The organism is Providencia sp. 2024EL-00732 (assembly GCF_044006275.1).
Taxonomy (GTDB): Bacteria; Pseudomonadota; Gammaproteobacteria; order Enterobacterales; family Enterobacteriaceae; genus Providencia; species Providencia huashanensis.
Window position 1 is genome coordinate 1 of sequence record NZ_JBIPDG010000021.1, and the last position, 12,221, is coordinate 12,221.

11 protein-coding genes are annotated in these 12,221 nt (G+C 42.6%); 1 reads left to right on the forward strand and 10 read right to left on the reverse strand.

What is annotated here, in order from left to right:
• Positions 1 to 793: 793 nt before the first annotated feature.
• The 7 genes from rraA to priA form a co-directional block, all read right to left on the reverse strand.
• The gene (gene rraA / locus ACHB7C_RS20085) at positions 794 to 1,318 is read right to left on the reverse strand and encodes a ribonuclease E activity regulator RraA (protein WP_042846675.1); all 525 of its coding nucleotides are present in this window, start codon (positions 1,316 to 1,318) and stop codon (positions 794 to 796) included.
• Between the two features lie 120 nt (positions 1,319 to 1,438).
• The gene (locus ACHB7C_RS20090) at positions 1,439 to 2,359 is read right to left on the reverse strand and encodes a 1,4-dihydroxy-2-naphthoate polyprenyltransferase (protein ID WP_042846674.1); all 921 of its coding nucleotides are present in this window, start codon (positions 2,357 to 2,359) and stop codon (positions 1,439 to 1,441) included.
• Between the two features lie 324 nt (positions 2,360 to 2,683).
• Positions 2,684 to 4,018 (reverse strand): HslU--HslV peptidase ATPase subunit, encoded by a 1,335-nt coding sequence (gene hslU / locus ACHB7C_RS20095; protein WP_042846673.1) that lies wholly within the window; start codon positions 4,016 to 4,018, stop codon positions 2,684 to 2,686.
• 11 nt (positions 4,019 to 4,029) lie between these two features.
• A complete protein-coding gene (hslV, locus tag ACHB7C_RS20100) occupies positions 4,030 to 4,560 on the reverse strand; it encodes an ATP-dependent protease subunit HslV (protein WP_004265304.1) in 531 nt (176 codons plus the stop codon).
• 168 nt (positions 4,561 to 4,728) lie between these two features.
• Positions 4,729 to 5,538: a cell division protein FtsN gene (ftsN, locus tag ACHB7C_RS20105; RefSeq protein WP_395348396.1), complete on the reverse strand. Its 810-nt coding sequence runs from the start codon at positions 5,536 to 5,538 to the stop codon at positions 4,729 to 4,731.
• A gap of 323 nt (positions 5,539 to 5,861) precedes the next feature.
• Positions 5,862 to 6,890, reverse strand: coding sequence for a DNA-binding transcriptional regulator CytR (gene cytR / locus ACHB7C_RS20110; protein WP_042846671.1), 1,029 nt, complete (start codon positions 6,888 to 6,890; stop codon positions 5,862 to 5,864).
• A gap of 270 nt (positions 6,891 to 7,160) precedes the next feature.
• Positions 7,161 to 9,359: a primosomal protein N' gene (gene priA, locus ACHB7C_RS20115; protein ID WP_272678197.1), complete on the reverse strand. Its 2,199-nt coding sequence runs from the start codon at positions 9,357 to 9,359 to the stop codon at positions 7,161 to 7,163.
• Between the two features lie 219 nt (positions 9,360 to 9,578).
• Here priA and rpmE point away from each other — a divergent pair, with 219 nt between their 5' ends.
• Positions 9,579 to 9,794: a 50S ribosomal protein L31 gene (rpmE, locus tag ACHB7C_RS20120; protein ID WP_004265313.1), complete on the forward strand. Its 216-nt coding sequence runs from the start codon at positions 9,579 to 9,581 to the stop codon at positions 9,792 to 9,794.
• Positions 9,795 to 9,861: 67 nt separating this feature from the next.
• Here the strand turns inward: rpmE and ACHB7C_RS20125 are convergent, their stop codons facing one another.
• From ACHB7C_RS20125 to metJ, 3 genes are all read right to left on the reverse strand, one after another.
• Positions 9,862 to 10,599, reverse strand: coding sequence for an outer membrane protein (locus ACHB7C_RS20125; protein WP_048605758.1), 738 nt, complete (start codon positions 10,597 to 10,599; stop codon positions 9,862 to 9,864).
• Positions 10,600 to 10,837: 238 nt separating this feature from the next.
• Entirely contained in the window at positions 10,838 to 11,581 is a 744-nt protein-coding gene (locus ACHB7C_RS20130) for a hypothetical protein (protein ID WP_042846668.1), read from the reverse strand.
• 284 nt (positions 11,582 to 11,865) lie between these two features.
• On the reverse strand, positions 11,866 to 12,183 hold the full coding sequence (gene metJ, locus ACHB7C_RS20135) for a met regulon transcriptional regulator MetJ (protein WP_004265315.1): 318 nt from the start codon (positions 12,181 to 12,183) through the stop codon (positions 11,866 to 11,868).
• Positions 12,184 to 12,221: the final 38 nt, after the last annotated feature.

Consider the following 12,221-nt stretch of genomic DNA (forward strand, 5'->3'; position numbering starts at 1 on the left):
GTTTCTTCGCCCTAGTCACATACTTATGTATGCTCCTAGGGTCTTATCGACTTTGCCGCCTACCTACAACACGAATTATTTAGAGAAACTTTCGTCATACTTCGTGTTGTAGGGGTGTTGGCTTCGTTTCTTCGCCCTAGTCACATACTTATGTATGCTCCTAGGGTCTTATCGACTTTGCCGCCTACCTACAACACGAATTATTTAGAGAAACTTTCGTCATACTTCGTGTTGTAGGGGTGTTGGCTTCGTCTCTTCGCCCTAGTCACATACTTATGTATGCTCCTAGGGTCTTATCGACTTTGCCGCCTGCCTACAACACGAATTATTTAGAGAAACTTTTGTCATACCTTGCGTTGTAGGGTGTTGGCTTCGTCTCTTTGCTCTAGTCACATACTTATGTATGCTCCTAGGGTCTTATCGACTTTGCCGCCTACCTACAACACGAATTATTTAGAGAAACGTTCGTCATACCTTGCGTTGTAGGGGTGTTGGCTTCGTTTCTTCGCCCTAGTCACATACTTATGTATGCTCCTAGGGTCTTATCGACTTTGCCGCCTGCCTACAACACGAATTATTTAGAGAAACTTTCGTCATACCTTGCGTTGTAGGGTGTTGGCTTCGTTTCTTCGCCCTAGTCACATACTTATGTATGCTCCTAGGGTCTTATCGACTTTGCCGCCTACCTACAACACGAATTATTTAGAGAAAGTTTCGTCATACCTTGCGTTGTAGAGTATAAAAATAAGGGCTGCAATAATTTGCAGCCCTTATTTTTAGAATTTTTAACGGATTATGCGTCGATATTGTCATCTTCGATAAAACCGTCGTTCTCAGACGAGGTTAATGGCTCTTCAGAAAGAATAATGCCGGTATTATCCGCATACAGATAATCACCAGAGAAGAAGGTGACGCCACCAAAATTGACGCGGACATCACTTTCACCAATGCCCTCATCAGGGCAACCTGCTGGCATAGCGGCAATAGCTTGGATGCCAAGGTCAAGTTCCATTAGTGCATCGACTTGGCGAACCGCGCCATAAATCACGATGCCTTCCCAATGGTTGTCAACAGCAAGCCTTGCTACTTCGGCGTCAATAAGCGCTTTACGGACAGAGCCACCGCCATCAACTAGCAGAATACGGCCGGTACCGTCTTCTTCCAGCAAATCATACAGTAGGCCGTTATCTTCAAAGCACTTAACTGTAATGATTTGACCGCCAAATGAAGTACGCCCACCAAAGTTGGAGAAAAGAGGTTCTACCACATTAACGCTTTCTTGGTATATATCGCAGAGTTCGGAAGTATCATAATTCATAGGATTTAGGTCTTTTTTTGCTGCAAGAGGTAGCCAGTATATCCCTTTTGAACAGTACTTGGCAAAGTTACCCGCCTAAAAATAGGCGGGAAAAGTCAAAAAATAGGCAAATAATGATGATTACTTGCTCATCACCACGCCAATAGAGAATAACACGTTGGTGATCAGTGCCGCTTTTACCATATTTTCAAGTAAAGGACGCATACCTTCTGGTGTGGGGTCGCTAAGAACACGGCGTAAATGGTTCATCAATACTGGCACCGCAAGTAAGAATAGCCAGCCACTCCAACCTTGTAAGTAAATCAGGTTGAAAAACACTAAACATAAAATGGCAACGATAATAATAATTGCGTGGTAAATGCGTGCACCCTGCGGCCCTAAACGCACAGCTAATGTATTTTTACCTGCTTTGATATCATTTTCGATATCACGCATATTATTAATGTTTAATACGGCAACTGATAGCAACCCGCAAGCTGTGGCGGGTAACAGGGTGATGATATTGAAACTATTTGCCTGTAAGTAGTAAGTCCCAATCACGCTTAGCCAGCCAAAGAAGATGAGTACCGATATATCCCCCAGCCCTAAATAGCCATAGGGTTTTTTACCAACAGTGTAGGTAATGGCCGCAACGATGGCAATTAACCCTAGGGCTACGAAACCGATAGCATCTTCGGGTTTTTCACACGCGACAATAATTAACAGTAACCCAGAAATACAGGCCGCCGTAATATTGATTTTTAACGCTTTTTTCATGTCAGCTTGCGTGATAACGCCTTTTTGCATACCACGTAGTGGGCCAATACGCTCTTCGGTATCGGAACCTTTTACAGCATCACCATAATCATTGGCAAGGTTAGATAAAATCTGTAATAGTCCAGCGGTAATAAGGGCTAAAAGCGCCACAGGCCATTTAAAGTTGCCTGTTAAATAGGTTAGAGCGGAGCCTGTGACAATCGCAATCACCCCGAGAGGGAGGGTTTTGGGGCGTAGGCTTTCAATCCAAGCTTGTTTACGGCTTATTGTATTTGGTGAGTTCATTTAATTACTTCACAGGTTCATACTTGTCATATTTCAAATTGTAGTGATCTTGGCTGTACTTTATTGCTCTAGTCACATACTCGTATAGGTTACTTGCTATATTCCAGCTACTTTAGTCACATCGGGCTGATGTTATTTTGGTTTTCTACAATCTGAATTATTTAAAGTCGTGTTCTTAAAAATTTAACTAGCCTATCGCAATGATAAATATTGTTGAATTTCAAAGCAGTAGGATTAATATTTCATAGAAAAAAGTGCAGCGATAAAAGCTGCACTTTAGTCGATGTATATTAAGGATACATGAAAACCTGATAATTAATAAGATTATAAAATAAATCTACTCAGGTCTTCGTCAGCAACCAGTTCGTCTAAGTGTTGTTTGACGTACTCAGCATCGATTTGGATAGTTTGGCCATTACGGTCGCTTGCATCGAAAGAAATATCTTCCATTAAACGTTCAAGTACCGTGTGCAGACGACGAGCACCAATGTTTTCAGTTGACTCATTCACTTGCCATGCTGATTCTGCAATTTTACGGATACCGTCTGCTGTAAATTCAATATTGACGCCTTCAGTTGCCATTAGCGCTTTATATTGCTCAGTTAAGGAGGCATTTGGTTCTGTCAAAATGCGGACAAAATCTTCAGTGGTCAGTGCTTGCAGTTCAACGCGAATAGGTAGACGACCTTGCAGTTCAGGGATTAGATCTGATGGGCTAGATACTTGGAATGCACCTGATGCAATAAAGAGAATGTGGTCGGTTTTTACCATACCGTGCTTAGTCGAAATGGTACAGCCTTCGATTAATGGTAATAAGTCACGCTGAACCCCTTCACGGGATACGTCTGGACCTGAGCTTTGACCGCCACGTTTACAGATTTTGTCGAATTCATCGATAAACACGATACCGTTTTGCTCTACGGCTTCAATAGCTTGTTCTTTTAGCTCTTCTGGGTTAACTAATTTAGCGGCTTCTTCTTCCACTAATAGTTTAAACGCCTCTTTGATTTTCATCTTACGAGGCTTTTGTTTTTGACCCGCTAAATTTTGGAACATGGATTGTAACTGGTTAGTCATTTCTTCCATGCCCGGAGGCGCCATGATCTCAACCCCCATTGGGGTGGCCGCAACTTCAATCTCAATTTCTTTATCGTCTAACTGGCCTTCACGTAATTTTTTACGGAATGTTTGACGCGCAGGTGATTGTTCATCAGTGGGTTCAGATTGACCCCAATTGTTTTTTGCCGGTGGGATCAACACATCTAAAATACGCTCTTCGGCCATTTCTTCTGCACGATAGCGGTTTTTTTCGATAGATTGTAAACGCACCATTTTGACGGCAGAATCAGTCAAATCACGAATAATAGAGTCAACTTCTTTACCCACATAACCGACTTCTGTAAATTTTGTCGCTTCAACTTTGATAAACGGTGCATTCGCTAATTTTGCTAAGCGGCGAGCAATTTCAGTTTTACCTACCCCTGTTGGGCCAATCATCAGAATATTTTTTGGGGTAACTTCATGGCGTAACACTTCATTTAACTGCATACGGCGCCAGCGGTTACGCAGAGCAATTGCTACAGAGCGTTTGGCTTTGTTTTGGCCAATAATATGATTGTCGAGTTCGCTGACAATTTCGCGTGGAGTCATTTCGGACATGCTAGCAATCCTTATGATTTTGAAGAAATTTCTTCAAAGTTGACATTGTGGTTGGTGTAAATACAGATGTCGCCAGCAATGGCGAGTGCTTTTTCGGCAATTTCTTTTGCGCTCAAGTCTGTATTTTCTAACAGTGCACGTGCTGCTGATTGCGCGTATGGACCACCGGAACCTATGGCAATTAAGTCATTTTCAGGTTGTACCACGTCACCATTACCCGTAATGATAAGCGAGGTGTGTTCATCTGCGACAGCGAGCAACGCTTCTAGCTTGCGTAGCATACGGTCTGTACGCCAATCTTTTGCAAGCTCAACGGCCGCTTTAGTTAAATGGCCTTGGTGCAGTTCGAGTTTACGCTCAAACAGTTCAAAAAGTGTGAATGCATCTGCGGTGCCACCGGCAAATCCGGCAATGACTTTGTCATTGTATAAGCGGCGAACTTTGCGGACATTGCCTTTCATGACGGTATTACCCATCGTCGCCTGTCCATCACCACCAATTACGACCTGGCCATTACGGCGAACACTTACGATTGTTGTCATGAGTTAGCCCCTGGTTTTATTACAAAAAGAATGCAGCTGGTTTTAATTTCCAAAAGATAAAATTCAAGTGGTAGCTGTTTAATTAGCTAGCACTTGAATTGTGTTGAAGATAAAAACAACCGCTCATGAGTACATTAAAACAGTACATGGGGTGGGAGGTTAGGATTTTCAACCCCCTGAAGCACGAAGAATGCAACCTGATACACCGACACCTGCTGCTCGGTCACGCATTTTCTCTGCGGTTGACTTGGAATAAGGGCCTAATACGATACGGTGCCAGCCACCGCCACTAGAGATACGGCTTTCAATACCTGAAAAGGCGAGTGTTGCTTGTACCGACTCTGCTTGTTCTGCTGTACGGAATGACCCGCATTGAACTAACATATTTTGCAGATTATTCGCTGGTTTTTTATCCGGTACATTTTGTGTCGATGAGGCCGGTGCCGCTGGTCGAGATTCTACTTTCGGTTCGTTATTCACAACAGGCTTACGTTGAACTGGCTCTATAGGTTGAGCCGGTTCATTGATAATGACCTGAGACCGCGGCACTGGTTTACCGTTAGCAGGGATTTCTTGTAAGTTAGTTACCGGTTGGCGCCGGTCAGAATCGATTTGCTCTAATAATTGACGTTGTTCAGGTGTTAAATCTGATGGACGCAGAATATTAGTACCGGTATTAGGCTGCTGAGAGCTTAGTATATCAACACCGCGGCGCTCGAGTTCTTTAATATAGCGCCAGCGCTCTTCAGGTTTGGGCGGAAGTGTGCTGCCCGTAGGTGCAGTTGGTACGACAGATTGTGGTGGTAGGGTATCCTTTTTATTTTGGGTGATATAAAACAGGCCACCAACGAATAGCACGACAATCACCACAGCAACGACCAAAGTAGTCATTGGCAGTCCCTGTGCTTTTTTCGATTTACCTTTGCCTTTTTTACGAGCGGATGAGCGCCCTCGAGCTACATAATCTTTTTGTGCCACGCTATTAATTCACTAATTATTAATTGTTGTCGTCATTTGGCTTAACATGTTACTTAACCTGAGTGGCTTTGACTAGGGGCTGTTCATCTTTGCTGATGATTTTTACAGCGCGTTTTGGTGTTAAAACCAGCTACATGGTTAGGTTTAGTACAACCATGCTCGGTAAGCTACATAATTCAGAAAAATAGACCTTCGGGTTCGATTAAATGTAATTTTTCTCTGTGTTAAGCACTTCTTGCCTAGGTGACTAGACGGTAAATCGCTCGCCTTGAGCAAAATACATTTAATACGAATAAAAATGTACCATTAAAGTTCAATAACCCCTAGCTTTTAGGCGCTTTTGTACTCTCTCTAATGATTAAATCAGAATCTAGGAGACGAGACCCTGGGGTGACATTGTTACCGTGGATCTGTTCTAGTAACAGTTGCATAGCATGATGGCCGATTTCAGTACGCGGTTGGTCGATAGTCGTTAATGCGGGTAAAGTGTATTTTGCTTGTTCTAAGTTATCGAAACCAACGAAAGAAAGGTCATCTGGGAGTTGTAACCCCATTTTCTTCGCTTGCCACATAGCCCCTATGGCCATGATATCACTGTGACAAAAAACGGCAGTTGGGGGTTCAGGAAGTGAAAGTAACGTTTTCATGGCTTCTGCGCCACCTTCGTGCGTAAAATCGCCGCGAATAATATAGTTTTCGCGTAACTTTTCGCCAGTACGCAACATCGCCTTTTTATAACCTTCTAACCGATACTCACTCAACGGCATATGAGAGGGACCTGCGATACAAGCAATCAGCCGGTGGCCTTGCTTTTGTAGGTAATGGGTCGCGTTAAATGCTGCCGTAAGGTTATCAATATGAACGGTAGGGAGCTTTAATTCAGGGGCAAACTCATTCGCCATAACAATTGGCGGTAGGTTTTTTTGTTCTTCAGTGGAGACATCAAAGGGGATATTAGAGCCGAGTAATACCATACCATCGATTTGTTTGGTAATAATCAGGTTAATAAAGGCATTTTCTTGTTTTTGTTGATGTTTGCAATCACCAATTAGCACAAAATAGCCTTCTTGTGCTGCAATTTCTTCGATACCACAAACCACGTCGCTAAAGAAAGGGTCACGGATATTCGGAACGAGTACAAGAATAGTTTTTGATTCATTGCGCTTATAACTTCTAGCAAGGTTGTGGGGGTAATAGCCAACATCCATCACGGCTTGCTCGACCTTTTGCCTTGTCTGCAAAGAAACCTTTTCTGGGTTCATCAAGGTTCTAGAGACTGTCGCTGTCGAAACGCCCGCAGCACTGGCAACGTCTTTCATTGTTGCCGTATTATTGTGTTTTTTACTTTCCACAACGCCTTCCTTAGATTGATTTAATCGTTTGCTTTTTTTGAATGGCGAAAGCACGTCATTATTTATGATTAGAAGTTATTCTAATTGGTTTCACAATAATATCTGTTACCTAGTTTGCATAAAAAGTGTGACTTACGTCATTTTTTAGAGCTGCTTCGCAAATTTAAAAAAAATTTGAGAGGAAATTCCTAAAAATCGGCTGTTGAAACACAGAGATATCTAGAGATACTTTGTTCATGAGTATTCAAATTATTAATTTAAGGAATGAGGTTAGCAATCAGTCGGGTCGACGTCCACATTCCATTTTACTTTACGGCTTTCTGGCTGCTGAAGGATTTCAGGCAGTAGTTTTGCCATAAATTGCTGCAAATATAACCGTGAAGGGTGTTGGAGCAATAATTGCCAGCGGAATCGTCCACCTCGTTTGGCTTGAATCGACGGCGATGGCCCTAAAATCCACAGTTTAGCGTCACTTTGCGGGTGCTCTGCGATATATTGCCGTACATTTTGCAAAAAAAGGCGTGAATCTTGGTTATTGTGGTCTTCGGAGCGGATCAAAATATGGTTAGTGTAAGGTGGTAACATGGCGATACGGCGCTCTTCCATTGCCTCTTTTGTGAAAGCGTCATAGCCGTTTTCAAGTAAATTGAGTAGCAGAGGGTGCTCTGGGTGGTGAGTCTGTAAAAAAACGTCCCCTTGCTTACCAGCTCGACCCGCACGGCCTGAAACTTGTACATATAATTGGGCAAAACGCTCAGCCGCACGAAAGTCACTCGAAAATAGTGCGCCGTCAACGTCTAATAGCGCGACTAAGGTAACATCTGGAAAATGGTGGCCCTTAGCTAACATTTGCGTGCCGATAAGGACCCTTGCCCCACCTTCGTGAACTTGGTTTAAATGTTGCTCAAGTTCGCCTTTACGACTAGTAGTATCACGGTCAATACGGGTCACTGGCGTGTCAGGGAAAAGCTCCGATATCCCCTCTTCAAGTTGCTCTGTTCCCATACCTACGGGCACCAAGTGGGTTGACCCACATTGTGGGCATTGGCGAGGGATCGGGCGTTGGCTGTCGCAGTGATGACAACGTAATTGGTGAAAATTCTGATGTAAGGTGTAGTAATGATCACAGCGTTGGCACTCGGCAATCCAGCCACATTCATGGCAAATCAGTGCCGGGGAATAGCCCCGACGATTTAAAAATAAAATCACCTGATTATTTTTCGCTAAATGTTCTTTAATATGTTGGATTAGCAAGTGTGATAGGCCATATTTTAAGGGTTGGCCTTTTAAGTCAATTAGATGTTGTACTGCAGGGTGAGCATTCCCAGCCCGAATAGTGAGGTTTAATTGACGATACTTATTTTGTTGAACATTAAAAAGGGTTTCCAGTGACGGTGTTGCGGTCCCCATCACAATCGGAATATTATTTTTTTTGGCGCGAAAGACCGCGAGGTCTCGAGCATGGTAACGCCAGCCATCCTGTTGCTTATAAGAGCTATCATGCTCTTCATCGATAATGATGATGCCTAAGTGGGCAAATGGGGTAAATAGGGCAGAACGAGTGCCAATAATAATTGCATTTTGCCCTTGTTTAGCTCGTAGCCAAACGGCTAAACGTTCACTGTCATTTAACCCCGAATGTAGAACATCTACAGGGGCATTGAAACGCTCACGAAAACGGCTAATGGTTTGTGGGGTTAAGCCAATTTCGGGAACGAGAACTAAAGCCTGTTTACCTTGGGAAAGCACATTTTCTAATACGCTTAAATAGACCTCTGTTTTACCGGAACCTGTGATCCCAGCAAGCAGCCATGGTGAGAACTCGTCATCTTGTGCACGGATCGCTCCGACCGCGGTGGCCTGTTCGCTGTTAAGGCGTAGCCTTTCGCCACATATTGTAAAGTTAGGTTGCCATTTTTCCGCAGTAGGCTGAACAGGGTGTAGTTCTATATAGCTTTTCTTTTTTAAGGCTTGTAAGGCACTTTCGCTGATTTCAAGTTCATTGACCTGATGGCGATACACAGACCGGCGACGTAAAAGGGCGAGTGCTTGCTGCTGCTTAGGTGAACGTTTTAGCTCATTAAGGTCAACCGCAAGGCCTAACTCAGTAACTTGCCATTGCCAAATAGGGGTGAATTCTGCGGCTTTACCTTGGCGCAGTAATGTCGGTAGGGCGTGGAAAAGAACCTCACCAACTGGGTAATGGTAATATTGGGCAGACCATAATAATAATTGCCAAACATCGTCAGGAAATAGAGTTTGCTGGTCAAGAACCAGTTCGATAGCTTTGAGCTTGTCTTCAGCAAATTCACTTTTATCGCTATGTTTAACCACAACCCCCAGTGCTTGGCGCTTGCCAAACGGCACCATGACACGGCTCCCAATGACGGGAAGCGCCATGTTATCAGGGAGGCGATAATCAAATGTGCGATTTAAAGGAACAGGTAATGCCACCTGAACGACGATCATAGCTGGATTTCCGTCTGTTTTTTATGCGATGATAATAATAAGAGCGGACTAGAGTAACACAAAATTTACTCGGTTTTCATTGCGTGATAAACAGAATTTCTGTATGATCCGCCGCCTTTGGTAGTTATTTTTGCCAATAATATTAAATTCAATCAACACGACGTGTGGTGTCCGGCGTTAGGGCTGGAATGGCGACACGGCCTTAATAGAGGTTCTCCCATGAAAAAAGGTATTCATCCTAAATACGAAGAAGTTACTGCAACTTGTTCTTGCGGTAATGTTATGAAAATTAATTCAACTGCTGGTCACTCGCTGAACTTGGACGTTTGTGGTAATTGCCACCCGTTCTATACTGGTAAACAGCGTGATGTTGCGACTGGTGGTCGTGTTGATCGCTTTAACCAACGTTTCAGCATCCCAGGTTCTAAAAAATAATCGAACTTGTGAAATGCAAAAAAAAGGGAAAATATATTTTCCCTTTTTTTATGGGTAGAATAAACCGTTAGAAGCGGTAAACCACACCAAGCATAATGTCATTGCTTCTGACTTTCACTTTTGATTTATCTTTGGCACCGTCAGTGTAAGAGCTCACCTCAGATTTACCTGCATCTAAGAAGCGGTAGCTTAAATCTAATGATAGATTGTCATTGATTGCATACTGTGAACCCAATCCTAAACTCCAAGCAAAATTACTATTAGTTTTTGATTTAGACGATGAACTATATTCGCTACCACCGGAATTCGTTTCAGAGTAGGAATACTGTGCTTTATGCTTAATGCTCGCTAACCCTAAGCCCACAGATACATAAGGTGTGAAATTAGTTTCATTTTTGAAGTCATAGTAGGCATTGACCATGAAAGTATTTAGCGTGATATCATTTTTTGCATCATCACTATCTGAATAGAAAGAACCATTGCCATTGTCCCAAGAGCTACTCGCTAGATTATATTTGGAAGATGCTTTCCCTCTAAGGGTTATATCGAGCTCAGTACGAAGAGGTAAAGAGGTCATATCATATAAGTCATAACCAACAGCAAGGCCGCCACCGAACACGCCTTTGGTTTTGCTTCCACCACTGGCACGATCATACTCACCAAGGTCATCAATACTTTCCCACTTTTGGTCGGAAAGTTTTAAGATTGATGTTCCCATTTTACCAGAAACATAAAAACCACTATTCGATGCCATCGCTACGCTAGAAACGACGCTTAAAAGAGATACTGCAATTATCTTTTTCATTAAAAATACCGTTTAGTTAGTTTATTGGAAATAAGGTTTTATTATAAGTCAAATTAAGCGTTTGATTTAAGATAAGTCAAAATTGGGTGAAAAACGATATGATTATCGTTATTCTTTGTTAATAGTTGATAATTAACGGTTTCATGGAGGGGGTTATGGTGGTTATTAGTATTTTATTTTGTTTAAACGCGGCCAATATTTAAGAACGCACTCTTTATGGGGTGCGTTTTAAGCGTATTTAGCGTTTTTTACACGGGGCTGGAGCATATTGTGTCTCTGCGGGGAAAGGGTTTGCTTCGCAGTCGGCTAATTCTTCCCGAACTTCAAAAATCGCAAAACCAATTACGCCAATATTCCGTTCGTCACCTTGAACATTTTGATTTACATAAGAATCTTCTGGTGCTGAGAAGCGAAAAGCGGCGACTTGGTCCTGATTCTTGCGAAAGCCCTCAATGGTGACCTCATGTTTGGGACGGATCAAATATCCATTATTTTGGTATGAACCTGCACGGCCATTTAGTACGTCAATACCATCAACGGTTGTGACCACTTCGTAGGTTCTATTTCTATCGGTATTGGCGATAGTCAATTGATAACGCTGTCCCTCTTGGGCGGGCAAAATATATTGTCCTTGGTTATTACGGTAAATTGGCATTTTACGGTCATTTCCATCAGTGATTTTGATCTCTATGGGGGACAACGGAATATAATTGATGGTTTGAACATGGCTTGGGACACGTTCACCGCGGTAAAAAATAATGGCGGTGTCAAAAGGTGTGTTGGTTAAACGTGAGGCTTTGACCGTTTGTACAGCAGAATTAACATCTTCCCCCCATTTTGTCCCTAATTTTTTCGCTGATAAATCGCTATTAGCAGTTTCTTTATATTCTTTGGTATAACTAGTTGAGTGGTTTGTGCATCCTGCGGTGATGAGTAGTGCTCCGCCGAGTAAGCCGATTAAGACCTGATTATATTTATTCATTACACTATCCTTAATAATTCTAATTATTGGGTGTGGTTATAGATTGGTGTGATGAAGTGTAGAGAAGTTGGGGAAATAAGCCTGCGGGCAATTCTGAAAGTGAACTAATTCAGAGAAATCTTGGTTTTAGGTGTGAGACCAAAGAAAAATTTTAGCGTGGCTTGGGATGAGCGATTAAGTGTAATCACCTTTAGATAAGATAAGAAGAGCGCTACGCCACTGGCAGGGAATACCTGTTTGCGACGTAGTGAAAAACGTATTGCATTACTGAGGCAAAAATTGAGTTAGTACTCCCACGTTTCTGGGTCGATACCTAATTCACGCATGATTTCTTTTGCCGCTTCAGGGATTTCGTCATTACGTTCTTTGCGTAAATCTTCGTCATTCGGCAGCGGTTGCCCCGTGAATGCGTGCAAAAATGCTTCGCACAGTAATTCACTATTTGTAGCGTGACGTAAGTTATTAATCTGGCGGCGTGTACGCTCATCAGTTAAAATTTTTAGTACCTTCAACGGGATAGATACTGTAATTTTTTTTACTTGCTCACTCTTTTTGCCATGTTCAGCATACGGACTGACATATTCACCATTCCATTCAGCCATGAGTTACCTTGGATATTTTCAGTAATAATTAAAAATAA

Excerpts from the sequence above, each read along its gene's own strand:
- rraA (WP_042846675.1), bottom strand. The coding sequence starts at position 1,318 with ATGAATTATGATACTTCCGAACTCTGCGATATATACCAAGAAAGCGTT.
- ACHB7C_RS20090 (WP_042846674.1), bottom strand. The coding sequence starts at position 2,359 with ATGAACTCACCAAATACAATAAGCCGTAAACAAGCTTGGATTGAAAGC.
- hslU (WP_042846673.1), bottom strand. The coding sequence starts at position 4,018 with ATGTCCGAAATGACTCCACGCGAAATTGTCAGCGAACTCGACAATCAT.
- hslV (WP_004265304.1), bottom strand. The coding sequence starts at position 4,560 with ATGACAACAATCGTAAGTGTTCGCCGTAATGGCCAGGTCGTAATTGGT.
- priA (WP_272678197.1), bottom strand. The coding sequence starts at position 9,359 with ATGATCGTCGTTCAGGTGGCATTACCTGTTCCTTTAAATCGCACATTT.
- rpmE (WP_004265313.1), top strand. The coding sequence starts at position 9,579 with ATGAAAAAAGGTATTCATCCTAAATACGAAGAAGTTACTGCAACTTGT.
- ACHB7C_RS20125 (WP_048605758.1), bottom strand. The coding sequence starts at position 10,599 with ATGAAAAAGATAATTGCAGTATCTCTTTTAAGCGTCGTTTCTAGCGTA.
- ACHB7C_RS20130 (WP_042846668.1), bottom strand. The coding sequence starts at position 11,581 with ATGAATAAATATAATCAGGTCTTAATCGGCTTACTCGGCGGAGCACTA.
- metJ (WP_004265315.1), bottom strand. The coding sequence starts at position 12,183 with ATGGCTGAATGGAATGGTGAATATGTCAGTCCGTATGCTGAACATGGC.